The sequence below is a fragment of the Erwinia sp. MYb375 genome (assembly GCF_037479175.1).
Classification (GTDB): domain Bacteria; phylum Pseudomonadota; class Gammaproteobacteria; order Enterobacterales; family Enterobacteriaceae; genus Erwinia; species Erwinia rhapontici.
Genome location: NZ_JBBGZS010000023.1, coordinates 462800 through 488642, shown reverse-complemented (window position 1 = coordinate 488642; position 25843 = coordinate 462800). Strand labels below are relative to the sequence as shown.

General features: G+C 56.1%; 21 protein-coding genes and 1 pseudogene. 12 read left to right on the top strand and 10 right to left on the bottom strand.

The window, feature by feature from the left end; translation table 11 throughout:
- Positions 1–108 precede the first annotated feature (108 nt).
- Positions 109–1611, top strand: a complete 1503-nt coding sequence (locus WH279_RS15270) for a YdgA family protein (RefSeq protein WP_339457599.1) — start codon at positions 109–111, stop codon at positions 1609–1611.
- Positions 1612–1651: 40 nt separating this feature from the next.
- On the opposite strand, the gene WH279_RS15265 is transcribed toward WH279_RS15270, so the two are convergent.
- On the bottom strand, positions 1652–2992 hold the full coding sequence (locus WH279_RS15265; protein ID WP_339457598.1) for a hypothetical protein: 1341 nt from the start codon (positions 2990–2992) through the stop codon (positions 1652–1654).
- Positions 2993–3164: 172 nt separating this feature from the next.
- Here WH279_RS15265 and add point away from each other — a divergent pair, with 172 nt between their 5' ends.
- The gene (gene add, locus WH279_RS15260; RefSeq protein ID WP_339457597.1) at positions 3165–4163 is read left to right on the top strand and encodes an adenosine deaminase; all 999 of its coding nucleotides are present in this window, start codon (positions 3165–3167) and stop codon (positions 4161–4163) included.
- A gap of 52 nt (positions 4164–4215) precedes the next feature.
- Here add and WH279_RS15255 read toward each other — a convergent pair whose 3' ends face one another.
- The 5 genes from WH279_RS15255 to WH279_RS15235 all read right to left on the bottom strand — a co-directional run bounded on the left by WH279_RS15255 (position 4216) and on the right by WH279_RS15235 (position 9994).
- A complete protein-coding gene (locus WH279_RS15255) occupies positions 4216–5256 on the bottom strand; it encodes an oxidoreductase (protein WP_212814266.1) in 1041 nt (346 codons plus the stop codon).
- A 78-nt stretch (positions 5257–5334) separates the two neighbouring features.
- Positions 5335–6249 carry an arabinose operon transcriptional regulator AraC gene (gene araC, locus WH279_RS15250; RefSeq protein ID WP_339457596.1) on the bottom strand — a complete coding sequence of 305 codons (915 nt, stop codon included), beginning with the start codon at positions 6247–6249 and terminating at the stop codon, positions 5335–5337.
- Between the two features lie 11 nt (positions 6250–6260).
- Positions 6261–7241 carry an L-arabinose ABC transporter permease AraH gene (gene araH, locus WH279_RS15245; protein ID WP_133845166.1) on the bottom strand — a complete coding sequence of 327 codons (981 nt, stop codon included), beginning with the start codon at positions 7239–7241 and terminating at the stop codon, positions 6261–6263.
- Positions 7242–7258: 17 nt separating this feature from the next.
- On the bottom strand, positions 7259–8782 hold the full coding sequence (araG, locus tag WH279_RS15240) for an L-arabinose ABC transporter ATP-binding protein AraG (RefSeq protein WP_339457595.1): 1524 nt from the start codon (positions 8780–8782) through the stop codon (positions 7259–7261).
- Positions 8783–9010: 228 nt separating this feature from the next.
- Positions 9011–9994, bottom strand: a complete 984-nt coding sequence (locus tag WH279_RS15235; protein WP_133845170.1) for an arabinose ABC transporter substrate-binding protein — start codon at positions 9992–9994, stop codon at positions 9011–9013.
- 372 nt (positions 9995–10366) lie between these two features.
- Here WH279_RS15235 and WH279_RS15230 point away from each other — a divergent pair, with 372 nt between their 5' ends.
- From WH279_RS15230 to WH279_RS15215, 4 genes are all read left to right on the top strand, one after another.
- Positions 10367–12052, top strand: a complete 1686-nt coding sequence (locus tag WH279_RS15230; protein ID WP_133845172.1) for a ribulokinase — start codon at positions 10367–10369, stop codon at positions 12050–12052.
- Positions 12053–12063: 11 nt separating this feature from the next.
- Positions 12064–13569 carry an L-arabinose isomerase gene (araA, locus tag WH279_RS15225; protein ID WP_133845174.1) on the top strand — a complete coding sequence of 502 codons (1506 nt, stop codon included), beginning with the start codon at positions 12064–12066 and terminating at the stop codon, positions 13567–13569.
- Between the two features lie 246 nt (positions 13570–13815).
- Complete coding sequence (locus WH279_RS15220) at positions 13816–15027, top strand: hypothetical protein (protein ID WP_339457594.1); 1212 nt, start codon at positions 13816–13818, stop codon at positions 15025–15027.
- A 23-nt stretch (positions 15028–15050) separates the two neighbouring features.
- Positions 15051–16235 (top strand): amidohydrolase, encoded by a 1185-nt coding sequence (locus WH279_RS15215; protein ID WP_445235269.1) that lies wholly within the window; start codon positions 15051–15053, stop codon positions 16233–16235.
- 244 nt (positions 16236–16479) lie between these two features.
- On the opposite strand, the gene yjfF is transcribed toward WH279_RS15215, so the two are convergent.
- From yjfF to ytfQ, 4 genes and pseudogenes are all read right to left on the bottom strand, one after another.
- A complete protein-coding gene (yjfF, locus tag WH279_RS15210; RefSeq protein WP_227536226.1) occupies positions 16480–17463 on the bottom strand; it encodes a galactofuranose ABC transporter, permease protein YjfF in 984 nt (327 codons plus the stop codon).
- On the bottom strand, positions 17456–18475 hold the full coding sequence (gene ytfT / locus WH279_RS15205; protein WP_133845181.1) for a galactofuranose ABC transporter, ATP-binding protein YtfT: 1020 nt from the start codon (positions 18473–18475) through the stop codon (positions 17456–17458). The genes yjfF and ytfT overlap by 8 nt, the downstream gene beginning before the upstream one ends.
- Positions 18468–19964, bottom strand: a complete 1497-nt coding sequence (ytfR, locus tag WH279_RS15200) for a galactofuranose ABC transporter, ATP-binding protein YtfR (protein WP_339457593.1) — start codon at positions 19962–19964, stop codon at positions 18468–18470. Before ytfR ends, ytfT begins: the two co-directional genes overlap by 8 nt.
- Positions 19965–20041: 77 nt before the next feature.
- A pseudogene (gene ytfQ / locus WH279_RS15195) lies at positions 20042–20998 on the bottom strand (galactofuranose ABC transporter, galactofuranose-binding protein YtfQ).
- Positions 20999–21488: 490 nt separating this feature from the next.
- Between ytfQ and ydgT the strand changes: the two are divergent.
- The 6 genes from ydgT to WH279_RS15165 form a co-directional block, all read left to right on the top strand.
- A complete protein-coding gene (gene ydgT / locus WH279_RS15190; RefSeq protein WP_133845187.1) occupies positions 21489–21704 on the top strand; it encodes a transcription modulator YdgT in 216 nt (71 codons plus the stop codon).
- Positions 21705–21824: 120 nt separating this feature from the next.
- Positions 21825–22265 carry a DUF2569 domain-containing protein gene (locus WH279_RS15185; RefSeq protein WP_339457592.1) on the top strand — a complete coding sequence of 147 codons (441 nt, stop codon included), beginning with the start codon at positions 21825–21827 and terminating at the stop codon, positions 22263–22265.
- 126 nt (positions 22266–22391) lie between these two features.
- Positions 22392–22973: an electron transport complex subunit RsxA gene (gene rsxA, locus WH279_RS15180; protein ID WP_133845191.1), complete on the top strand. Its 582-nt coding sequence runs from the start codon at positions 22392–22394 to the stop codon at positions 22971–22973.
- Positions 22973–23548, top strand: a complete 576-nt coding sequence (gene rsxB / locus WH279_RS15175) for an electron transport complex subunit RsxB (RefSeq protein WP_339457591.1) — start codon at positions 22973–22975, stop codon at positions 23546–23548. The genes rsxA and rsxB overlap by 1 nt, the downstream gene beginning before the upstream one ends.
- Entirely contained in the window at positions 23541–25754 is a 2214-nt protein-coding gene (gene rsxC, locus WH279_RS15170; protein WP_339457590.1) for an electron transport complex subunit RsxC, read from the top strand. The genes rsxB and rsxC overlap by 8 nt, the downstream gene beginning before the upstream one ends.
- Positions 25755–25843: hypothetical protein (locus tag WH279_RS15165; RefSeq protein ID WP_339458723.1), on the top strand; the 89-nt coding region annotated here is incomplete at its 3' end.

Here is a 25843-nt window from a genome sequence, read left to right as displayed (position 1 = left end):
CTGGAATTATCAAAAACGCCGTTATGGCGTTTTTTATCGCCAAAGGGTTACCTGCAGGACCTGAACGGGTACGCCCGTCTTCGTGAACAGAAAAGGACGATATTACAGATGAAAAAAACAAAGATTGCCGTGGGTGTAGTGATTGCTCTTGGCGTGGCCTGGACTGCGGGAGCCTGGTTTACTGGCAAGCAGTTGGAAAAAAACATGGACCAGCTGGTTCAGCAGGCTAACGCGCAAATCCAGAACACGGCACCGGAAAGCCGCCTGAAATTGAGCTACCAGGATTTCCAGCGTGGCGTATTCAGCAGCCATGCGCGCTTTGTCTTACAGTCGAGTTCACAAACCGAAGATAACTCTATTCTGAAGCCAGGCCAGAGCATCATTTTCAGTGAAAATATTGATCATGGCCCTTTCCCGCTGGCCCAGTTGAAAAAATTCAACCTGATGCCGAGCATGGCCTCCGTTCATAGTGAACTGGAGAATACCGAGGTGGTGAAAAAGCTGTTTGAAATCACCAAAGGTCAGTCCATCGTGCAGGCAGAAACCCGCATCGGCTACGGCGGCAGCACCGATTCAGACATTCGCCTGTTGCCGGCCGATTACAGCAATGCGCAAACCGGTGAGCGCTTTGCCTTCAATGGCGGCACTCTGAAGGTGAGCGCCGATGATAAAGGCGATAAGGTCGACTTTAGCGGCGATATCGACAGCCTGGTGATGACCACCAAAAATGAGCTGGATATGCCAGTGCTGTTCACCGTCAATGGTCTGAAAATTGACGCCAATACGCACCTCAGCCCGGAGGGACTGCGCATCGGCGATCAGACCATCAATCTGAAAAAACTAAGCGCAGCCGTGGAAGGTAAAGAAGCGATGCTGGCCGAAGGACTGAACGGAAAGTCCAGTTTTGACTCCACCAACAACCGTGTATCCGGCCTGATTGACTACAGCTTAGACAGCCTGAAATTGCAGGGTCAGCCTTTTGGCCAGGGCAAGCTGGCGATTAAACTGGATGGCTTCGATGGCAAAGCCGTCAAGACCTTCTCTGAAAACTATAATCGCCAGGTGCAGGCGCTGACCAACGATCCGGCAATGCAGGAAAACCCTGAGTTGTATCAGCAGCGCGCCAGTGAACTGCTGACGGCTAACCTGTCGTTGCTGTTGAAGGGCGATCCGTCCATCAGCATTGCGCCATTTAGCTGGAAAAATGACAAAGGGGAAAGCACCTATACCCTGAATGCACAGTTCAAAGATCCGTCTACTGCCACTGCTCCTGTGCAGAATCTGGGTCAGCAAGTGGACAGTGTGTTGAAAACGCTGGATACCAAACTGGCTGTTTCGATGCCAATGGCGACCGAAATGATGACTCACGTCGCCATGGGTGAAGGCTACAAGCAGGAAGATGCGGTGAAACTGGCTGACCAGCAGGTGAAAGGCCTGGCGGCGATGGGTCAGATGTTCAAACTGACCACGCAGCAGGATAATAATATCACCATCAGCCTGCAATATGGCGCCGGTCAGATCACCATGAACGGTGAGAAGATGCCGCTGGAGCAGTTCCTCTCCCGCTATATGCTGGGTGGCGGAGCGGTACCGGAAGGTATGCCACAGTAAGATGTGTTAACTAACGGGCCGCAACAGCGGCCCGTTTAATTTATAGACTGGCAGGATCTGAATTTAACAGCACGTCTTCCCCGAAATCTGGCAGTGTATGCTGGCGCAGATAATCCGCAAAGGATGCCCGTGGATTCTCCGCTTTCCAGGCTGACTGCAACTTCCCGAGCAGATCGGTGGATGTTGATTTCTGCTCAGGGGTTGTCGTATCGGACATCAGCTCCCCTCTTACATACTTTTGTTCTCGCGTTGAGGTACTCGCCAACTGGTCAAGCGTGGCTGACACCAGCGCACCTTTGCGATACTGCACCTCTGTGGTGCTTTCCGCCTTATCATCAATCTGCGTGTAGAAATAATTCTGCGCGTTTCTGTCCGCGGTCAGCGCGAGTTGCAGCCCGGAGGTCAGCGCTTTATGGAAGCTGGCGGTCAGATGTGACTGCTGCTTCTGGGTGATATTACGATTCTGGTCGCTGGTGCCGGAAAGCGTGCTGGTTTGCGATACCTGATACGAGAAGGTATCAGCCTCACTCAGACGTATCGGATTTGGCGACTGCGGGGTTTGTGTGACGGAAGCCGTAAAATCTGCCAGTCCGGTCAGCATGTTTTTGTCCGTACGCGTCACGGAGAGATAGAGGGTTTGCTGGCGACTTTTGGCGGGCGTACTGCTGTCGTAGTGACTGTTGAGCGCCGTAAAGGCATCCTTGAACATGGCCATCAGCGTACTGTTGCCCTCACCCCGGCTTTGTGCCCGGTCGAATTGCGTCAGATACTGACTCAGCGCCCGCTGCTGCTGGCCCTCATTACCCAGGATCGCCCGCTTACTCATATCCACGCTGATATCCACGGTGCCGAGGGTGCCGGTGGATTTTACCGAACGCGTATTAGTGTCAGCATGAAAAGCCAGCGTCAGCTTATTTTCGCCCGTCACCTTCGCCTGCAAATCAACTGACGTCAGTACTGCACTGTTAAATTTGGTCAAGCCACTCAGGTCAAGACGCGGTGGCTGACCTGTCAGTCCTTCCATCGCCTTCTTAAAACCGTCCGACAGCTTCTCAAGCGCGCTGCGTTCAGCTTCACTCAAGGTCCCCTTGTTCACTTTAATCTCAATACCCGACCCATCACTGGCCTGGGTCAGTTCAACCTCCGCGCCGCTGGCGGTTTTGACGCTCAGGGTGCCCTGATTGTCGGTTTGCGTCACAGCCGTTGAAACACGTGGCAGAGAATAAACGGGACTCGCTGCCGCAGACTGGCCGAGAGACACCGTGGTTGAGGAGAGGGGCGGCGTTTGTAACGTGTCTACCGCCGCAGCGGTAGTGGCCAGTTTCGTTGCGCCCGGCAACGTGTTCACTGACAGGTTTCCAACAGAAGAAATAGCAGTCATTGCGTACAGTCCCTTGGTCTTACGCCGTAGCGTCACAGTAAATGTAGTACTTCTGATGCTATTTTCGGCAAAAAAACTAAAACCTTTAACCTGATGCGCAATTAACTGGCGCTGTTGCGCAATAAGTTTTTATAATGCTCCGCACTTTATTAAAAAAACAGAGAGTGCCGATATGATCGATTCCCAGCTTCCCCTCACCGACATTCACCGCCATCTTGACGGCAATATTCGCGCACAAACCATCCTCGATTTAGGCCGTGAGTTTAATCTGACGCTGCCTGCCAGCACGCTGGAAACCCTGCGCCCGCATGTGCAGGTGATTGAAACCGAGCCTGACCTGGTGAGTTTCCTCAATAAGCTGGACTGGGGCGTAAAAGTGCTGGGATCTCTGGATGCCTGCCGCCGTGTGGCGCTGGAAAACGTGCAGGATGCGGCACGTGCCGGGATTCATTATGCTGAACTGCGCTTCTCCCCGGGCTATATGGCGATGACCCACAACCTGCCGATTGCGGGTGTGGTTGAAGCCGTCATCGACGGGATTAAAGCGGGTTGCAGCGCAAATAATATTGATGTGCGTCTGATTGGCATTATGAGCCGTACCTTTGGTGAAGAAGCCTGTCTGGATGAGCTGAACGGCCTGCTGGCACATCGTGACAGCATTACCGCACTGGATCTTGCGGGAGATGAACTTGGCTTCCCTGGCAGCCAGTTCCTCAGCCACTTTACGCGCGCCCGCGATGCCGGACTGCGCATTACCGTCCACGCCGGAGAAGCCGCAGGGCCGGAAAGCATCTGGCAGGCGATTCGTGAGTTGGGGGCAGAACGTATTGGTCACGGCGTGAAAGCGGTGGAAGACCCGGCACTGATGGACTTTATGGTGAAACACAGCATTGGTGTGGAATCCTGCCTGACCTCCAATATTCAGACCAGCACCGTAGCTTCACTGGACCGTCATCCGCTGAAAACGTTCCTGGAGCACGGCATCCTGGCCACGATCAATACGGATGACCCGGCAGTCCAGGGGATTGAGATTGGTCACGAGTACCATGTGGCAGCCCCGGCAGCCGGTTTGAGCCAGGCACAAATGCGTACGGCGCAGGAAAACGGATTGCAGATTGCATTCCTCAGCGATGCTGAGAAAGCAGCGGTTCGCGCTCGCGTTGCGGCGTAACGCTAACAAGGGCGGGTCATGACCCGCCCCTATCGGAGCATCAGCCCGTCTGCTATTTCAGTGACATCGTCTGGCGTTTCTCAGCCGATTGCAGGCCAAGCTCGATCAGTTCCATCACCTGAATCGCCTCTTCCGCCTTCACCGGATTTTCGCCGGTACCGTTCACCGCATCACGGATCGCGGCATAGTACGCCGGATAGTTACCGGGAATGGTCAGCAGCGCTTTCTCTATCATCACATCCCCATCCGCCAGCGTCAGCACGCCGTCACGCATATCGTAGCCCCAGTCTTCCTGCGGCGGACGCGCACCGGACTTCAGGCTGTCTTCCTGAGGATCGAGGCCGAATTTAACATAGCTGCCCTTGGTGCCATGCACCAGATAACGCGCAGATTCGGCGGCCACCAGTAAACTACCGTGCAGCACCACGCGGCGCTGTGGGTAGATCAGCGTGGCGTGGAAATAGTCCGTCGTCACTGAACCCGCACGCAATTCGGCGGTATCAACATTAATCGCCACCGGGGAACCGAACAGCTGTAATGCCTGGTCGATAAGATGTGGACCCAAATCGTACCAGATACCGCTGCCCGGCACCTGCTGCTCACGCCAGCGCTGCTGTACCTGAGGGCGGAAACGGTCAAAGTGTGACTCGAAATAACGCACGTCCCCCAGCGTCCCTTCAGCCAGCAGTGCTTTCACCGTCAGGAAATCACTGTCCCAGCGGCGGTTATGGAACACTGACAGCAACAGGCCTTTGGCCTTCGCCAGCGCATCCAGCTCCCGCGCCTGTGACAACGTCACGGTGAACGGCTTATCCACCACCACATGCTTACCCGCGGTGAGCGCGGCTTTGGCTAACGGGAAGTGGGTTTCATTGGGGGTAGGAATGACGATCAGGTGCAGGGTGGGATCGTCAAACAGCGTCTGGGGATCGGACACAACCTGTACCGACGGCCAGTCGGCCTGGACTTTGGTCGCATCGCTGCTGGAAATGGCGGCCAGTTCCATTTCTGATGTGCCGGCAATCAGCGGTGCATGGAAGGTTTTACTGGCAAAGCCGTAGCCGACCAGGCCAACTCGAATCTTGTCACTCATATTAATCCCTCTCGTGGTTACCCGTTGATTTAAGACGATCAACTCACTAACCACAAGAAGGATTTGGCTGAATTACGCCTACTGGGCACGTCGGGGTAAATGCCAGGTTTCCTGGGCAACCAGCGCATCATGGGCGTCCAGGCTGCGGCGACGGAAGTCGCTGGGGCTGACGCCCGCCCGCTTGCGGAACACGCGCGAGAAATAGAGCTGGTCGTCATAGCCCACTTCACGGCCAATGCTGGCTATTGGCTCCTGAGTGGTCTGCAACAGCAGTTTGGCCCGGATCACCCGCTGGTCTTCACGCCAGCGCAGCAGATTCACACCCATTTGCTCACGGAACAGATGCGCCAGCCGTGACGGTGACAGACAGACATGTTTGGCCACCTCTTCGATTTTCACCTCTGCGGCCAGGTTGTTGGTCACATACTGGCAGGCTTCCACCACACGCGCATCGCGCACCTGTTGCTGACTGCGCGGATCTTCCTGTACTGCCCGCAACAGCAATCGCTCCAGCAGGTTCATTGCCAGCTCTTCGGCAAACGGACGCCCGGAGTTATGGGTATGTTCGATATTGGCAAAAAGACGGTCAAACTCACCGCGTAATGACTCCGGCAGCCGCAGTCGCCCCACGCCCTGCGCCTCATCCTGCCACTCCAGCCAGTCGCTCCAGTAGGCGCGTGGACGAAAATAAACCCAGCGGTGATACCAGCAATCGCTGTCCGGCAGACGCCCGTAATAATGCGGTGTTTTAGGCTGAAACAGCAGCAGGTCACCGGGTTCACAATCGAAGGCCGCTTCACCGTCAAACACCCGCCCGCGCCCTTTGATGGTCAGGTTGAGAATGTAGCCTTTCATGCCGTGGGGACGGTCGATAAAGAAATCAAGCGGCCCCATCGCATTAATGGGCGTCAGCCCCGCCACCAGCCAGGCGCTAAACGGATAGCCGGGAAGTAACGGGTTGGATTGCGCCACGGGCGCCAGACGATGATACATAACGCCTCCTGTCAGACCGCTTTCGCTTTTTGTTTGTAACGGTCGAAAATCACCGCTGCTAACAATATCAGACCACGTACCACGTACTGTGAGAAAGGCGATATATTGAGTAAATTCATCGCATTTTCCACCGTTCCGAGGATCAGAACCCCGGCCACCACATAAGAAATTTTACCGATACCGCCCTTCAGGGAAACGCCGCCGAGCACACAGGCTGAGATAACAATCAGTTCATAACCCAGCGAGGTCATTGGCTGGCCGCTGGTCATACGCGATGCCAGGATGATCCCTGCCGCTGCCGACACCAGGCCGGAAAGAATAAAGATGATGATGCGGGTGCGTACCACCGGCACACCGGCCAGACGGGCGGCTTCTTCATTGCCACCAATCGCCAGCGTGTTGCGCCCAAAGGTGGTTTTGTTGAGCAGGAAAGCAAACAACACCAGGGTAATAATGGTCAGCCATACCGGGGCCGGCACGCCCAGCCAGCTGGCATAACCCAGGGCGAAGAAGCGCTCGTCTTCGATACCCACGGCTTTACCGTCGGAGAAGATATACGCCAGCCCGCGCACGATCTGCATCGTGGCAAGCGTGGTGATCAAGGCGTTGATTTTCAGTTTGGCAATCACGAAACCGTTCACAAAGCCGCAGGCCACGCCGAGTAACAGCCCGGCAATCACCCCGATCCACAGGCTTTCGGTCATGTTGATGACCACCGCGCAGACGACACCGGCACAGGCAATCACCGAGGCTACCGACAGGTCAAAGTCGCCTGACGCCAGGCAGAACAGCATACCGCAGGCCACCATGCCGGACATCGACATCGCCAGCCCTAAGCCTTTCATATTGATAAGGGAACCAAAATTCGGCACAAACACCATGCAGGCAATAAACAGCGCGGCAAACACCACCAGCATGCCGAAGTTGTCCCACACGCGGCTCAGACTGAAGCGCGATGGGGCAGCGGGTGTAACAGATGAGGTCGTTGACATAGGTTTCTCCTGCATAGTCAGGCCACGTGTGTGGCAGGTTTGGCGGTTTTTGGCATCGCCAGACTCAGCGTCAGGGCTTCAGTGGCGTCGTTATGGTCCAGCTCTCCGGCGATTTCGCCTTCGCGCATCACCAGAATACGGTCAGCCAGCCCCATCACTTCGGGCAGGTCACTGGAGGCAAACAGCACCGCAATACCCTGGTCGGCCAGGGCGTAAATCAGCTGATAAATTTCGTTTTTCGCGCCGACGTCAATGCCGCGCGTGGGTTCATCCAGCAGGATGACTTTCATCTCTTCAGACAGCCAGCGACCGAGGATCGCCTTCTGCTGATTGCCCCCGGACAGATTCATAATCAGCTGGTCTGCCGACGGGGTTTTGATATTGAGCGAGCGAATATGCACCCCGGCATTGCTGGCTTCCCAGCTGTTGTTGATCAGACAACCTGCCTTCAGGTTATTACGCCTGGCGCTGATATTGATGTTGTCGCGTACGGAATGTACCGGGATGATGCCATCGGCCTTGCGGTCCTCCGGGCAGAGCATAATGCCGGCGCGAATGGCTTCAATCGGCTCGTTAATCTGCAGTTTTTTGCCATCAAGCCACAGTTCACCGCTGGTCAGACGCGTGGCACCAAACAGCCCTTTCATCAACTCACTGCGCCCGGCCCCCACCAGGCCAAACAGCCCGACAATTTCCCCTGCACGCACGCTGAACGACACCGGGCTGCGCACGCCTTTGGCATGCACATTGTCCAGTTTCAGTCGCACATCGCCCTGCGCGCGTGGTCGATAACCGTAGATATCACCAATTTCACGTCCCACCATCGCCTGCACCAGCTCGTCGTTTCCAGTGGTGGCCATATCGGTAAAGGTGCGCACGTAGCGGCCATCTTTAAACACCGTGATGGCATCGCTGAGGGCAAAAATCTCCTCCATGCGATGGGAGACATACAGCACCACGCGGCCGTCGGCACGCAGTTGGCGGATCACGCGGAACAGCTGATCAATTTCACGCGCCGAGAGCGAGCTGGTCGGCTCATCAAAGGCGATAACCTGCGCATTACGCGTTAACGCTTTGGCAATTTCCACCATCTGCCACTGCCCAAGGGAGAGGTATTTCAGCGGCATATCCGGGTCAATATCCATACCGAGGATTTTGAGCTGACGCGCGGCTTCTGAGCGCAGGCGGGAGCGATTGACCAGCCCGGCACGTTGTGGCAACTGGCCTAAAAAGATATTTTCTGCCACCGACATTTCCGGCACCAGATGGAGTTCCTGATAAATAATCGCCACCCCGGCATTCAGCGCATCAGTGGTCTTCTGAAAATTAACCGGCTGGCCCTGCAGGCGAATCTCCCCGCCGCTGGCCTGATAGCTTCCGCTGAGAATTTTGAGCAGCGTTGATTTTCCGGCGCCGTTTTCCCCCATCAGGGCATGCACTTGTCCGGCATAACAGTCAAAACTGATGTCCTGTAACGCCTTCACGCCCGGGAAGGTTTTGCTGATGCCGTGAAAGCTGAGGTACGGTGGTTGCGAAGTCATGGTGTCTCCTGCATTTTTGGGTGGAGGCATCCGGGCGAGGCATGCCTCGCCCCTACAGTCTTGTGTTTTGCGGGGGGTGGGAATCCGTCGCCCCTGCAGTCGTGTGTTTTGCAGGGGGCGGGCATCCCTCGCCCCTGTCGTGGTGTGGTTTTTAGGGGGCGGGCATCCCTCGCCCCTGTCGTCATGTGTTTTGTAGGGGGGGGGCCCCGCCCCCCCCGCTGCCACGGATTACATCAGGCCTTTTTTCGCCAGTTCTGCTTTGAAGTTGTCGCGGGTGATCAGCACCACATCGGTCACTTCGGTAAATTTGGCAGGCTCGATATCTTTCGTCACCCAGTCATGCAGCATCTGGATACTGCGGTAACCGTGGACATCCGGGCTTGGCAGCAGCGAACCATAGAATCCGGTCGCCTGGCCTTTCGACAGTTCACTCACTGCATCCACACCGTTAATGCCAATACCAATCACATTCGGCGCTTTAAAGCCCTGACCTTCGGTCGCACGGACGCCACCCAGTACGGTGTTATCGTTCATGCCAACAATCAGCCAGTTCTTCACTTCAGGATGCTGAACCAGCAGGGAGTTACCGGCATCAAAGGCGCCGGGGATATCGTTAGATTTGGTGGGGATCTGGTAAATCTGTTTTTCCGGGAATCCGGCCGTTTTCAGGGCATCAATAGAGCCGCCGGTACGGCGACGGGCAGTGTCCAGCTCATTGGCGGTGATCGCCATCACCGCGGTGTCTTTCACATCCCAGCCGCGTTTCTGCATCTCTTTGTACAGTTCCTGACCCTGACGTTCGCCAATTTTGGTGGCAGCCATCATCACCAGCGGTACGGTGTCCATCGGTTTGCCTTTCGCGGTCACAAACTGGTCATCCACCGCGATCACTTTCAGGCCATAACTGCGTGCTTTGGCCACAATGGCAGAGCCGAGTTTGGGATCCGGTGTACAGATAACAAACCCTTTCGCACCGCTGGCGGCCAGGCTGTCGATAGCATTCAGGGTTTTTTCACCATCCGGCACAGCGATTTTGATCACCTCGAAGCCAAGATCTTTACCGGCCTTATCGGCAAATTTCCATTCAGTCTGGAACCAGGGTTCTTCCGGTTGTTTCACCAGGAAACCCAGCTTCATGGTTTCCGCCATAGCGGATTGTGACATAACGGCTGCGAGGCCAATCGCGGCCAGCGCTTTAGTGAATTTGTGCATGAGGCTCTCCGGCTCAGTGCCCGCTCAGGGCGGGATTGTGTAAACGGTAACAATCGGTTGTTGAAAAAATTAAAAGCATTTAAACAAGACCTTACCTGAGCACTGACAACTTAACAGTGGCGGTAGTGCGCTAGTTTTACCCGCAAGTAAAGGGAAATATGTAGAGCGCTATCACACACTGAAATTACAGTCGTTTTGTCCATCTATTCAGCCAATTTAACCGACAGGCAACATTTGAAGCCCATCACATTCCCACCCTGCATGGCAGAAAAGTGCATATTTGCAGCCAGCCGCACCTAACCACTCCGCCGCGATGTTTCCAGGATAGAGGAACAGTAAAAGAGCCTCTTCTGAACATAACGGAGAACAACTATGCATAAGGGTGCGATTACCCTCGGTCTGGATTTCGGCAGCGACTCGGTCAGGGCGCTGGCGGTCGATTGCGCCAGTGGTCGTGAGCTGCACAAGCACGTGGTTGCCTATCCTCGCTGGAAGGCCGGGCGATTCTGCAACCCGGCGAACAATCAGTTCCGTCACCATCCGCAGGACTATATTGATGCCCTGGAACAGGCCATTCGTGACGTTGTCACTAAATTAACCCCTGAGCAGCGCCTTAACGTGGTGGGTATTGGCGTGGACTCCACCGGTTCCACCCCCGCCCCTGTCGATCGTGAAGGCCGCGTGCTGGCGCTGCGCCCGGAGTTTGCCGACAACCCCAATGCGATGTTCGTGCTGTGGAAAGATCACACCGCGATTGAAGAAGCCGAAGCTATTACCCGGCTGTGCCACAGCGGTGACTATCAGGATTACTCGCGCTTTATCGGCGGTATCTATTCGTCCGAATGGTTCTGGGCCAAGATCCTGCACATCAGCCGCAACGATGCGGCAGTACGTGAGGCCGCCGTTTCCTGGGTGGAACTGTGCGACTGGGTACCCGCCCTGCTCAGCGGCACTACCGCCCCTGCCGACCTGAAGCGTGGCCGCTGTGCTGCCGGTCATAAATCCCTCTGGCACCCTTTATGGCAGGGACTGCCGGAAGCGAAATTCCTTAATGCTCTCGATCCGTTGCTCACGGCCGATCTCGATCACCCGATGTTCACCGAGACCTGGACCGCCGATGTGCCTGTCGGCAAGCTGAGCGCCGAATGGGCCGAACGTCTTGGTCTGCCGGACCATGTCGTGCTGTCCGGCGGGGCATTTGACTGCCATATGGGCGCGGTGGGCGCAGGCGCACAGCCTTATACCCTGGTGAAAGTCATAGGTACTTCCACCTGCGACATTCTGATTGCCGATGCGGATCGCGTGGCTGACCGGGCGATTAAAGGCATCTGCGGCCAGGTGGACGGCAGCGTGGTACCGGGCATGATTGGCCTGGAGGCCGGGCAGTCAGCCTTTGGCGATATGTATGCCTGGTTTGGCCGCCTGCTGAGCTGGCCGTTAGTGCAGGCGGCCACGCTGCACCCCGACCTGCAGCCGCAGCTGGAAGCGATCCAGCACAGCCTGCTGGAACAGCTGACCGCCGCCTGGGCGGCTGACCCACAGCTTGACCATCTTCCGGTGGTACTCGACTGGTTTAACGGCCGTCGTACCCCCTTTGCCAACCAGCGCCTGAAAGGCGTGATCACCGATCTGAATCTGGGCACCGATGCTCCGACGCTGTTTGGCGGGTTTATTGCCGCCACCGCATTTGGCGCACGCGCCATTATGGAGTGTTTCGAACAGCAGGATATTCCGGTGCAGCAAATCCTCGCGCTGGGTGGGATTGCCCGCAAATCACCGACCATCATGCAGGTGTGTTGCGACGTGATGAACCGTCCGCTGGATATTGTCGCCTCCGATGAGTGCTGTGCACTGGGCGCGGCGATCTTTGCCGCCGTGGCCGCTGGCGTGTATGCGGATATCCCCGCAGCGCAGGCGCAGATGGCCAGCCCGCTGGAACAAACCCTGCAACCGGACCCGATGCGCGTTGCCCGCTTCCAGCAGCTTTATCAACGTTATCTTGAATGGTGTGAACTGGCGGAACCGCAGTTTGCCCCACAACCTTCATCAGTCAGTTAAGGAATCGTTTTATGACACAGTTAAACGCCCGTAGCGTATGGTTTGTGATTGGTACACAGCATCTTTACGGTGCGGAAACCCTGCGCCAGGTAGAGCAGCATGGACAGCAGGTGGTGGATGGCTTAAATCGGGCGGGTAAACTGCCCTTCCCGCTGGTCCTTAAACCGCTGGTGAAAACCCCTGATGAAGCGCTGTCGCTGTGCCGCGAGGCTAATCACGATCAAAGCTGCCTGGGCATTATCACTTGGCTGCATACTTTCTCTCCGGCAAAAATGTGGATTGGCGGCCTGTCGATCCTGAATAAACCGTTGTTGCAGTTCCATACCCAGTTCAATGCGGAAATCCCGTGGGACACGATGGATATGGACTTTATGAACCTGAACCAGACCGCACACGGCGGGCGTGAGTTCGGCTTTATTGGCGCGCGTATGCGCCTGCCGCATCAGGTGGTGACCGGACACTGGCAGGACGAGCGTTCCCAGCAGCGTATCGGCCAATGGATGCGCGGTGCCGCCGCCCTGCTCGCCAGCCAGCAGCTCAAAGTGGCGCGCTTTGGCGACAATATGCGTGAAGTCGCGGTAACCGAAGGCGATAAAGTCGCGGCACAGATCCAGTTCGGCTATGCGGTCAATGGCTGGGGCGTGGGCGATCTGGTGGACGTGATCAACCAGGTCAGCGACGGCGATGTGAACACACTAATCGACGAGTATGAAAGCAGCTATGAGTTCAGCGCGGCGGCAGCGGTAAACGGTAATAAGCGCCAGAATGTGCTGGATGCTGCCCGTATTGAGCTGGGGATCAAGCGCTTCCTGGACGATGAAGGCTGCCGTGCTTTTACCACGAATTTCCAGACCCTGCATGGCATGACGCAGTTGCCAGGTCTGGCGGTTCAGCGCCTGATGCAGCAAGGCTATGGTTTTGCCGGTGAAGGTGACTGGAAAACCGCTGCACTGCTGCATGTGTTCAAGGTGATGGCAGGGGATTTACCGGGCGGCACCTCGTTTATGGAGGATTACACCTATCACTTCGCACCGGGTAACGATCTGGTGCTGGGTTCCCATATGCTTGAAGTCTGCCCGACCATTGCACGCGAAGCCAAACCGCTGCTGGATGTGCAGCCGCTGGGTATTGGTGGCAAAGCCGATCCGGCCCGCTTGATCTTCTCTGCCCCTGCCGGGCGCGCGGTGAACGCCAGTGTGATTGATATGGGCGACCGTTTCCGCCTGCTGGTGAATGTGGTGGATGCGATTGAACAGCCGCAGGCCCTGCCTAAGCTTCCGGTGGCCCGTGCACTGTGGCGTGCGCAGCCTTCGCTGGCGACAGCGTCTGAAGCCTGGATCCTCGGCGGCGGTGCACACCATACGGTGTTCAGCCAGGCGCTGACGGTGGAAGATATGCGCCTCTATGCTGAACTGCACGGGATTGAGGTGCTGGTGATCGATGAAGAGACAACACTGCACGGGTTCCGCGATGCCCTGCGCTGGAATGAAGCGTACTACCGTTTGAATCAACGTTAATCCCACAGGTTCAGTGAGATATCAGGCGGACCGCAAGAGGTCCGCCCCTACCGTCCCACCGTGGTGCCTTCCTGTTTCCACCGCCTTTCACTTTATTTCAATCTCTGCTGGTCAGCACGGCTGCATTCCGCTTACTATGAAACCTCGAAGCTGGAAACCCCATGATTTCATTGAGTTTTAATCACATCGTCATTCGCGCCTCGGTCAGGGGGATTATTCTAATAATTATTCAAATGGAAGTGGTTCATGTCGCAAATGCTCGCTCTTTTACTGATTATTTCTATTCTATATCTCGGTGATCTGGTTTCAGTCAGAACGAAAGCGTGGGTACCTTCCGTCTTTGTCTGCGCGGTACTGTTTTTAATCGGTTACTGGACTTTTTTCCCCAAAGATATTGTCAGCGTTGCCGGGATCACGCCGGTGGTGGCGGTGTTGCTGATGTATCTGCTGATCACCAATATGGGCACGCTGCTGTCAGTGCCGGAGTTGATCCGTCAGTGGAAGACGATTGTTATTTCTCTGGCCGGTATCGCCGGTATTTTTGTCACAGTCTTTGGCGTCTGCCTGCTACTGTTCGATTTTAATACGGCTATCGTCACTATCCCGCCACTGGTTGGCGGTATCGTTTCGGCAATTATTATGTCGAAAGGCGCGGCCAGTGCGGGTCTGGTCGATTTGTCGGTATTCGCTATTCTGATCTACGTGATGCAGGGCTTTGCCGGTTATCCGCTAACCGCCATTATGCTGCAACGCGAGGGCAAGCGAGTGCTGAGCCTGTACCGCAGCGGGGCGTGGCCTCAGACAGTCGTGACGGCAGAGACGTCTGCGGTGGCAGCGCACCCGTCAGCGGATGTCATGCCACGCCTGTTTAAACGCTTTCCAGCCCATTACAACACCAGCTACTTTAAATTCCTGCGCCTGGCGGCCGTCGGCTATCTGGCGTATCGGGTGTCTGACTGGCTGGCGCCAGTCATCTCCGTCAGCCCGTTTGTCCTGTGCCTGCTGTTTGGCGTGGTGGCGACCACGCTAGGCTTTTTAGAGAAGCAGCCATTACAGAAAGCCAACGGTTTTGGCTTTGCGGTGATGGGGCTGATGCTGTTTATCTTTGATACGCTGAACCGCGCGACGCCGGAGATGTTATTGCGCCTGCTGTTGCCCATGCTGGTGCTGATCGCCACTGCGGTTATCGGCATGTTTATCGTCTGCTGGGTGGTGGGTAAGCTGCTGGGCGTCAGCACCGAGATGGCCTTCGCCATCGCCCTGACCTCAATGTACGGTTTCCCGGCAGACTATATTATTACCCATGAAGCCATTACCGCCCTGACCCGCGATGAAAATGAGCGCGAGGTGCTGATGCAGCACATGCTGGCCCCGATGCTGGTCGGTGGATTTATCTCCGTGACCATGGTGTCCGTGGTGATGGCCGGTGTCATGGTGGCATATATTATTCCTGCATAAAAAACCAACAAGGAAGCTAAACAGTGATTAATCACGATATTAAAAAATCCGTCCATGCACATGTTGACGCGATGATCGCCCTGCGCCGCGACCTGCATGCCCACCCGGAACTGCCATGGGAAGAAGTACGCACCACCAATACGGTGGCCGCTCTGCTGGATGAAATGGGCATCGACTATCGCCGCACGCAACCGACCGGGATCATTGCCGAGATCCGTGGGGGTAAACCGGGTAAAACTGTCGCTCTGCGCGCTGACATGGATGCGCTGCCAGTGCAGGAGCTCAGCGACTCACTCAGCTATAAATCCCTGACTGACGGTAAAATGCACGCCTGCGGGCATGATGCCCACACCGCAATGCTGCTGACGGCAGCCAGAGCTTTACAGGAGCATCGCTCCCGTTTGCGCGGTAATGTAAGACTGATTTTCCAGCCTGCAGAAGAGATCGCCCAGGGTGCGCGTGCCATGGTGAAACAGGGCGCGGTGGACGGCGTTGATAACGTTTTTGGCATGCATATCTGGACGACGACTGCCTCTGGTAAAGTGTCCTGCAACGTCGGTTCATCCTTTGCCTCCGCCGACCTGCTGAAAGTCACGTTTAAAGGGCGCGGTGGCCACGGTTCGATGCCGGAAGCCTGTATTGACGCGGCGGTGGTGGCCTCATCGTTTGTGATGAATCTGCAGGCCATTGTGGCGCGGGAAACGTCCGCGCTGGCGTCCGCCGTGGTGACCATCGGGCGTATGGAAGTGGGCACACGTTTTAACGTTATCGCCGAAAATGCGGTTCTGGATGGCACGGTGCGCTGCTTTGACGTCGCCACCCGTGAGCGTCTTAAAGCGGCGATTGAACGTTATGCGCAACATACGGCGGCAATCTATGGTGCAACAGCGCAGGTTGAGTACACCTACGGCACACTGCCGGTGATTAACGAGGCACGCAGTGCGCTGCTGGCACAGTCCGTGATCAGCGATGCGTTTGGGGCCGGGGTGCTGTTTGACGAGAAACCGACCACCGGTGGTGAGGATTTCAGCTTCTTTATGGAAAATATCCCCGGCTGTTTTGCCCTGCTCGGCTGCGGCAATGCAGAGAAAGGCACCGACTGGGCGCACCATCACGGCCGTTTTTATATAGATGAAGATGTGATGGTGACCGGGGCCGAACTTTATGCGCAGTACGCCTGGTGCTACCTGCAACAGGATGATTTTTAACCTCATCACGTAGACACTGTCTTGCCAGATAACTGGCAAGACATATTTAGATGATCTCCCCGTAAAACCGGGTCAGTCCGCTGCTCAACATCACGGGCAAACCGGAAAAAAGGGTCTGCCCTTACGTGAAGTGAACCGCGCTTGCGAAGGCATCCACGCAGTGGACGCAGCGCCTGCCGCAAAGGGCGGCGGCGACTGGCGGACCGCATAATAAGGCCCGCCCTTGGGGTTATGAGTCGTGAACTTAACTTAATCGCTTCACCGGCGCATTCTGCTGCCGATCCCACATCACCGTCAGCAGCCGTTGCAGCGCAATAAACGCAAACAGCAGCACACCGATGGCAATCTTCGTCCACCATGAACTCAATGTGCCATCAAAGTTTATCCAGGTCTGAATCAGCCCCTGGATCAGCACGCCAAACAGCGTCCCCAGTACCGTGCCGACACCCCCCGACAGCAACGTGCCGCCGATCACCACCGAGGCGATGGCGTCCAGCTCCACGCCCATGCCCGCCAGCGCATACCCCGCCGAGGTATAAATGGAGAACACAATCCCTGCCAGCGTCGCCAGACCCGATGACAGCATATAGATACGCACCGTGGTGCTGCGGGTGGAAATCCCCATCAGCTTTGCAGAGGTGGCGTTGCCGCCAATGGCGTAGACCTGATTACCAAAACGGCTGCGGTGCGCCAGCAGAATACCGAACGCCACCACCACCAGCATAATCACCGCCAGCAAACTCAGGCGCCCGCCTCCCGGGATCTTCCACGCCATGGATGAGAGCGTGGCATACAGTGGGTGATCGATCGGTAATGAACTCTCGGCCACCAGATAGCTACAGCCGCGCAGGAAAAACATCCCGGCCAGCGTGATAATAAACGCCGGGATTTTCAGGGCATCAATGAGCCAGCCCATAAAGGCACCGAACGCCGTCCCCAGCGACATCACCAGCGCAAAGGCCAGCCACGGGTCGACATGGAAATCACCAATCAAACGGGCAAGGAACACCCCGGTAAACGCGATCACCGCCCCCACCGACAGGTCAATACCGCCAGAGAGGATCACAAAGGTCATACCAACGGCAATAATACCGAGGAAGGCATTGTCCGTGAGGATATTGGCGATCACCCTTGTTGAAGCAAACCCCGGAAACTGGCTCAGACAGAACAAATACCCCGCCACAAACACCAGCAGGGTGATCATTAATGGCAGATGACGTTTAATCACGGCGGTGCCCTCGTTTAAACAGTTGAATAAAGCGCGGGGATTGCAGCAACAGGACCAGCATCACCACTACCGCTTTCACCACCTGATTCAGTTCTGGCGGGAAACCGGACAGCAGAATACCGGTGTTCATGGCCTGAATAATCAGCGCACCAATCAGCGACAGCAGCAGATTAAATCGCCCGCCCATCAGAGATGCACCGCCAATCACCACCGCCAGAATCGCGTCCAGCTCCAGCCACAATCCGGCGTTGTTGGCATCGGCACCGCGAATATCCGCCGCCACAATCAGCCCGGCCACCGCGGCGCACAGCCCGCTGAGAATATAGGTGCTCATCACCACCAGCCAGCCGTTGACGCCCGCATTGCGCGCCGCACGCAGGTTGATCCCCACCGCTTCAATAAACATCCCCAGCGCTGTTTTTCGTGTCAGCAACCAGACCAGCAGTGCGAGGGTCAGCGTGATCCACACCGGAACGGGCAACAGCAGCAATGTCCCGCTGCCGAGCCGCGCCAGCGCATCACTGTCGAAGGTGACAATTTGCCCCTGGGTGATCAGCTGCGCGATACCGCGCCCCGCCACCATCAGGATTAATGTGGCGACAAACGGCTGGATCTTCAGTAACGCCACCAGCACCCCATTCCATAATCCACACAGAATGCCGCTGCCCAGCGTGACCAGAATAATCACCGGAATACTGTGCCCGGCCACGGTCAGCGTGGCCGCCGTTGCGCCTGCAATCGCCATCACGGCACCCACCGACAGATCGATGCCCCCGGTGGCGATCACCAGCGTCATACCGATCGCCAGGATCGCGACGGGGGCGGCGCGGTTGAGAATATCAATCGGGCTACCGAACAGTCGTCCGTCCTGCAGATGGACAGCAAAAAAGTTGTTTGCCACCAGACTGTCAATAATCAGCACCAGCAGCAGTGCGCCAATCTGCGGTAATCCCGGCGGTAGTTTTCGTTTTAACATCGGTGGTTTCCCCGCCATCAGATGCGATTCAGGCATGTTGCTCCCCTCCTGCGGCAATCGCGTTAACGATGGCCGCAACGGACAGTTGTTCCAGTGGTATTTCCGCTACCTGCTGGCGATCGCGCAGGATCACCACGCGGTCAGCGTACCCCACCAGCTCCTCCAGCTCCGACGAAATCACCAGCAGCGCCAGGCCGTCGGCACAGAGCGTCTCAATCAGACGGATAATCTCTGCGTGGGCACCCACATCAATGCCACGCGTGGGTTCGTCCAGAATCAGAAACTGCGGTTTTGTCACCAGCCAGCGGGACAGCAAAACCTTCTGCTGGTTACCGCCGGAGAGCAATTCCACCGGCTGCTCTGCGTCCGGGGTACGGATCCCCAGGCTTTTGATAAAGCGGTCAGCCACCTGTTGCTGCTCACGTTTTGGGATCGGGCGCAGCCAGCCGCGCTGGGCCTGCAACGCCAGGATGATATTTTCGCGTACCGATGCTGCGCCAATAATGCCGTCGGTTTTACGATCTTCCGGGCAGAAGCCCATGCCCAGCTTCGATGCCTGGGCCGGCGAACGGATTGTTTGCGGTTTCCCCTTGATGAAGGCGCGGCCGCTGTCAGCACGTTTAATGCCGAACAACAGCTCAGCGGTTTCCGTACGTCCTGACCCCAGCAGGCCAGCCAGCCCAACGGCCTCCCCGGGACGCACGCTCAGGCTGAAGGGTTCAATCGTCCCTTTTTTGCCATAGTCTTTAAATTCCACCACGGGCTGATTGCTTTTCAGCGTGCTGCCAGCCCGCTGTAAGGCGGTTTCCAGCAGATCGCGCCCCAGCATCAGCTTGATCAGCTCTATTTGCGGCAGCGTTCGGGTATCGCGTGTGGCGATAAACTGCCCGTTACGCAGCACGGTAATGCGGTCGGTAATGCGGTAAACCTGGTCAAGGAAATGAGTGACAAAGATCAGGCTCATGCCTTTCTCTTTGAGTTGCGTCATCAACGTGAACAGCATGGTGACTTCACTGGCATCCAGACTGGCAGTCGGCTCGTCGAGGATCAGCACTTTTGCCGAGAGATCCACCGCGCGGCAAATGGCGATAATTTGCTGCATTGCCACCGAGTACTGTCCGAGGGGACGTGTCACATCCAGCTCAAAACCGTAGTCGGCCATCAGCTTCACCGCCCGCTGATTTAATGTCTTACGGTCAATCAGACCAAAGCGTTTCGGCTCGCGGCCGATAAACAAATTGTCAGCGACTGACATATTGGGCAGCAGGTTCACTTCCTGGTAGACGGTACCAATTCCCAGCTGCTGGGCTTCTGCCGTATTGCGGGGGGTTATCGCCTGCCCGCCGAGCATGATGGTCCCGTCATCGCGCTGATAGACGCCAGTCAGTACCTTGATCAACGTGGACTTTCCTGCACCGTTCTCCCCCAGTAGCGCCATGATTTCGCCTGGGCGAAGGTCAAACGAGACATTATCCAGCGCCCGGACGCCGGGAAAGGATTTGCTGACATTGCTGATATTCAGCATGGCGGCCAGTGGGGTATCGTTGGCAATTTTGCCCCCCCGCCCATGATAAACCCCCCCCCAACGGGGCGGTGAGGGGATCAGTAACCCATCCCTTTTTTGGTGTCCAGCTGTGCCTGAGCGTCGGCTGGCAGGAACAGTTTCGTTTCAGTTTTGATAATTTTTTGCGGCATAGTGCCGTGGTTTTTTAGTTTTTTAACCGCCTAAAAAGCAGGACCCCCCATATTTGGCGTCAGCTCCACGTTGGCATTTGCCTCACCTGCCAGCATCGCTTTGTAAATATCCGGCACGCCATCAATCGATCCGGTTAAAATATCTTTCCCCGGTTTAAGTCCGGCTTCTTTAATTGCCTGAATGGCACCGATCGCCATATCATCGTTATGGGCGTAAACCATGCAGATATTCTTGCCGTTGTTTTCTGCCTTAATAAAACTTTCCATGACTTCTTTCCCTTTGCTACGGGTAAAGTCGCCGGACTGCGAGCGGATCACTTTAATATTGGGTGTGTTAGCAATGGCTTCAGCAAAGCCTTTTTTACGGTCAATAGCCACGCTGGCACCCACCGTGCCTTGCAGCTCCACGACGTTACAGGGTTTGCCTGCCTGATGTTTGACCAGCCAGTCACCGATCAACTTACCTTCGTAAACATTATCTGCGGTGACGACGGCCTGATAGAGCGATTTATCTTTGACGACGATGGCACGATCGAGCAGGAAGACCGGAATTTTGGCGTCTTTGGCTTCCGAGAGCACGGGCTCCCAGCCGGTCTGAACGACGGGCGCAATAAAGATTGCGTCAACGCCCTGAGCGATAAAGGAGCGTACAGCTTTGATTTGATTCTCTTGTTTTTGCTGGCCGTCCGCGATTTTCAGCGTAATGCCGCGTTTCTGAGCCTCACTTTTTGCCACGCTGGTTTCTGCTGCGCGCCAGCCCGATTCAGAGCCAACCTGTGAGAATCCAACGGTCATGGATTCGGCCAGCGCCGGTGCAGACAGGCTGGCACTGATGAGAGTGGTTAAGAGTAAACGCTTCCACATGATCATTTTTCCTCTGATGGGATTTTATCGTATAGGGTTAAGAGCCACTAAAGCCTGGACTATTCACCAGAAAACATTTACGACAATGCTCACAAAATTCAACAAATCAAATAGCTTACGCGACAAGACCGATCTGTTTCTGCGCTAATCGATATGGAAAAAACGCGCACAGGGCGCCAAAAGAAGGTTAAATAACTGTAATAAACATAAGCGGTTGCGCCAGAAGCATTTGGAAGCGATTACAATACCGCGTGAAGTTCTGTCACCCGCACTCCCCTTCCGTTCACCCCCGATCAAACAGCAGATTTGTGAGCTGCTGCACAGTTTAATCTGTCGCGTAAAACCGGCTGCCCGCCGGGGCCGTATTGCGTATGGCTTAGAAGGAATGCTGAATTTTCTGATTTTTATATTACAAAGCCGAAACAACGTGGAATCTTTTTCTCTGCAACATATAATCAGCGACTCATTATTCTGTCGCTGGCTGACCGCAATGACCGTTCAAGACTATTTGTTAAAATTTCGCAAAGTTAATTCTCTGGAGACGCTGGAAAAACTCTTTGACCATTTGAATTACTCCCTGACCGATGACAGCGATATTATCCAGATGTACCGCGCCGCCGACCATCGTCGGGCGGAGCTGGCCTCCGGTGGACGCCTGTTCGACCTCGGCTGCGTCCCGAAAACAGTCTGGCACTACGTGGTGTAGCCCGGCAGTTGATTATCGCCCTGATGACCTGAAGCGCGATATTCCGTATAATCCTCCTCATCATGCGTAGGGCTCTGTGCAATGCGCGCTTTGCCGTCTCTGGCTGAATAAGGACAATCTGTGCCTGTTAATTCTAAACCGCGCCTCGGTGGCTGGCTTTTTGTGCCGTTGACCTGGCTGGTGTTAGTCGTCATGAATATGATTCTGGTGTTGATAATCTATGGGGGCGGACTGATTGGCCCAGCCTTTCGCAATGCGTTATCCAATCTGCCATCGTCTGCGCTGTTGTTGTGGGGGGCCTTCCTGCTGACGACAATACTGATGCTGAGCTACAGTACCTGGATTATCTGGATGTTCTGCAAGCGTTCTCCGCGCCTGCCGCGCCATTACATTATCTGGCTGTTGATCAACGTGCTGCTGGCGCTTAAGGCCTTTCTCTTCGCGCCGGTGGAAGACAGCGCGGTGGTCAACAGCCTGCTGCTCGCTCTGTTGGCGGCCAGCGTGTTTGTACCCTATTTCAAGCGTTCTCAGCGGGTTAAAAACACTTTTATCGCACCCTGATGTCGAAAAAAGCGTCAGAAATTTAATCCTGAGTGCGCTATTAAAAACCCACAGACCCGCAGCGGTTGTGGTCAGGCACGCAATGCCTGATAATAAGCGGCTTTCTCTATATTTTCAGGCGTATCAATGACCGAATACCTGCTTCTTTTTATTGGCACAGTGCTGGTGAATAACTTCGTTTTAGTGAAGTTTCTCGGCCTCTGTCCCTTTATGGGCGTTTCCAAAAAACTGGAAACGGCAATTGGCATGGGACTCGCCACGACATTCGTTATCACACTGGCCTCCATTTGCGCCTGGCTGGTGAACCACCTGATCCTGCTGCCGCTGGATCTCGTCTATCTGCGAACCATGGCGTATATCCTGGTGATCGCCGTGGTGGTGCAGTTCACCGAGATGGTGGTGCGTAAGACCAGTCCTGACCTTTATCGCCTGTTAGGTATTTTCCTGCCGCTGATCACCACTAACTGTGCCGTGCTTGGCGTGCCGCTGTTAAGCGTTAATCTCAATCATACTTTCCTTCAGGCCGCGCTTTACGGTTTCAGTGCTTCACTGGGCTTCTCTCTGGTGATGGTGCTGTTCGCCGGTATCCGCGAGCGCCTGGTGCTGGCCGATGTCCCGGCACCGTTTAAAGGCTCTTCCATTGCACTGATCACCGCCGGACTGATGGCGCTGGCATTTATGGGCTTTAGCGGGTTGGTCAAGTTCTGATGAGTGCGATTTGGATAGCGATTGCCGTGTTAAGTGCGCTCAGTCTGGTTTTCGGTGGACTGCTGGGGTATGCCTCGCGCCGTTTCAAAGTGGAAGAAGATCCGATTGTTGAGCAGATCGATGCGATTCTGCCACAAAGCCAGTGCGGCCAGTGCGGTTACCCTGGCTGCCGTCCTTATGCGGACGCCGTGGGCAATAACGGTGAGATGATCAATAAATGTGCTCCCGGCGGCGAGCAGACCATGCTTAAGCTGGCGGCGCTGCTTAATGTTGATCCTCAACCGTTGGGCGATAAAATGCCCACGGAGCCGGAACGCAAAGTGGCCTGGATTGACGAAGCCAACTGTATCGGTTGTACCAAATGTATTCAGGCCTGCCCGGTTGATGCCATTGTCGGTGCCACGCGCGCGATGCACACCGTATTAAGCGACGTCTGTACCGGCTGCGATCTGTGCGTTGCCCCCTGCCCGACCGACTGCATCGAGATGCGTCCGGTTGCGACTACCACTGCTAACTGGAAATGGGATCTCAACACCATCCCAATCCGGGTTATTCCTGTAGAAAGTCATGTTTAACCTGCTTAATTTCTTTAAAAAAGATCGGCTCTGGGATTTCGAAGGTGGCATTCATCCACCGGAGATGAAAACCCAGTCTAATGGCGTGCCGCTGCGCCAGCTGCCATTACCTGCGCAATTTATTCTGCCCCTGAAGCAGCATATCGGCCATGAAGGCGAGATTGGCGTGCGCCCGGGCGATAAGGTGCTGCGCGGGCAACCGCTGACCTTCGGCAACGGCCGCATGTTACCGATCCACGCGCCGACCTCGGGTACTGTCACGAAGATTGCGCCACATATGACGGCCCATCCGTCGGCGCTGGCTGAAATGTGCCTGTTTATTACCCCGGATGGCGAAGACCGCTGGGTGGATAAGCAGACCCTGAGCGATTATCGCAGCGTGGAACGCAGCATTCTGGTGGAGAAAGTCCATCAGGCTGGCGTTGCCGGTCTTGGCGGCGCGGGTTTCCCCACGGCGACGAAACTGAAAGGCGGCCTGCGTGGTGTGAACACCCTGATTATCAACGCAGCGGAGTGCGAGCCTTACATCACCGCCGATGATCGTCTGATGCAGGACTGTGCCGACGACGTGCTGGAAGGCAGCCGCATCCTCGCGTGGATCCTGCAGGCAGAGCAGGTCTTAATCGGCATCGAGGATAATAAACCCGAGGCAATTGCCGCGCTTAAGCAGGCGTTAGGCAGTGCCACGGATTTGCATATCCGGGTGATCCCGACCAAGTACCCCTCAGGCGGTGCCAAGCAGCTGACCAAAATTCTGACCGGGAAGGAAGTGCCGCACGGTGGACGTTCAACCGATATCGGCGTGCTGATGCAGAATGTCGGCACCGCTTTTGCCGTTAAGCGCGCCATTGTCGACGGTGAAGCACTGACCGAACGCGTGGTGACACTGACCGGTGAGTCCGTGGCAAAGCCGGGCAATGTCTGGGCGCGTCTCGGCACCCCCATCAGCCATCTTTTGCAACAGGCTGATTTTATGCCGGGTGCAGAGCAGATGGTGGTGATGGGTGGCCCGTTGATGGGCTTTACCCTGCCAACGCTGGATGTGCCCGTGGTGAAGATCACCAACTGTATTCTCGCACCCGCCGCCAGCGAAATGGGCCAGAACGAACCGGAACAGGGCTGCATCCGTTGCAGCGCCTGTGCCGATGCCTGCCCGGCAGCCCTGTTACCGCAACAGCTTTACTGGTACAGCCGGGGCGGCGATCACGACAAAGCGCGTGAACATAATATTGCTGACTGTATTGAGTGCGGTGCCTGCGCTTACGTCTGCCCGAGTAATATCCCGCTGGTACAGTATTACCGTCAGGAGAAAGCGGAGATCCTGGCCATTGACCAGGAGGCCGAACGTAATGCGCTGGCGAAGAGCCGTTTTGAAGCACGCCAGCTTCGCCTTGAACGTGAAAAAGCCGCGCGCGATGCCAAACATCAACAGGCAAAACGCAGCGTAGCCGCCAGTGACGCCGATGCGATCAGCGCGGCACGCGAGCGCGTCAAAGCGAAGCAGGCTGAGGCATCCGGCCAGGATACCGCTGCCCAGGCAGCAAAACAGGCGCAGCGAGAAGCGCGTCAGGCCGAAGCACGTGCCCGCCAGGTGGAAGAACAGTCCAGCAGCGAGCCCGTTACCCGCCAGACTGACGATCCGCGTAAAGCGGCAGTAGAAGCTGCCATTGCACGGGCAAAAGCGAAGAAAGCCGCTCAGGCCACTGCCAGCGCAACAGCACCTGCCGAAGCCGAATCGCCGTCGGCTGAACCGGTGGTGGATGCACGCAAAGCAGCAGTGGAAGCTGCCATTGCTCGTGCAAAAGCGAAGAAAGCCGCGCAGGCCACCGCCAGCGCAGCACAACCCGCTGAAGCCGAATCGCCGTCGGCTGAACCGGTGGTGGATGCGCGCAAAGCGGCTATTGAGGCCGCCATTGCCCGCGCAAAGGCGAAGAAAGCCGCGCAGGCCACTGCCAGCGCAGCACAACCCGCTGAAGCCGAATCGCCGTCGGCTGAACCGGTGGTGGATGCACGCAAAGCGGCTATTGAAGCCGCCATTGCCCGCGCAAAGGCGAAGAAAGCCGCGCAGACTGCAGAAGAGTCAGTGAAAACAGAAGAGAGTGAAGCGCCTGCCGCTTCAGATGATGCACGTAAAGCGGCGGTGGCAGCGGCCATTGCGCGCGTGAAAGCGCGTAAATCGCAGCAGCCTTCAACGCAAGAGGATTAAATGGCTTTTCGTATTGCAAGTTCGCCTTACACCCACAACCGCCGCAGCACCAGCACCATTATGCTGCTGGTGCTGATTGCCGCCGTGCC